Below are 560 nucleotides of genomic sequence, written 5' to 3' on the forward strand. Positions count from 1 at the left end.
CCCGTCCGCCGCTCGACGCCGTTATCGTTCCCCGAAGGTTCAGATAACTCGTTTCCGCTCGACTTGCATGTGTTAGGCCTGCCGCCAGCGTTCAATCTGAGCCATGATCAAACTCTTCAATTTAAAGTTTTGATTACCTAAATTAATAGGTGTGACTCAACGAATACTGACTTCAAAACTACAAAAAGTAATTCTAAAGCTATTACCATTCCAACAGAATGATAATGAATTGACTGTGCCGATAATAAATTATCGATTGGTCACTCAGTTCATTGAAATCAATGTGATTCCTAAGAATCAATTTTTGATATTCATCAACGAGTGCCCACACAGATTGATAGGTTTAAATTGTTAAAGAGCTTTTCCTTTTTGAGCTTCGCTCAAATCGGACGGCCATTTTAGCGATTTAAGTTTTAGTGTCAACCACTATTTTCAAAACTTTTTTCAAGCGCTTGGCTTGGCTAATTTGGCTTGCTGATTCGTTCTGGTTTCCTAAGAAGCCATCCCGTGTCAGCGAGGTGGCATTATAGAGATTTCGATCACACTGGCAAGCCCTTTTT

The 560-nt window shown here is 40.4% G+C and carries 1 rRNA gene; it reads right to left on the reverse strand.

Features of this window, described 5'->3' with window-relative positions:
* A 16S ribosomal RNA gene (locus AB4585_RS22140) occupies positions 1-123 on the reverse strand; the annotation flags it as partial.
* Positions 124-560 lie beyond the last annotated feature (437 nt).

It is taken from the genome of Vibrio sp. 10N.222.49.C9 (assembly GCF_041474985.1).
In the GTDB taxonomy this organism is placed as follows: domain Bacteria; phylum Pseudomonadota; class Gammaproteobacteria; order Enterobacterales; family Vibrionaceae; genus Vibrio; species Vibrio crassostreae_C.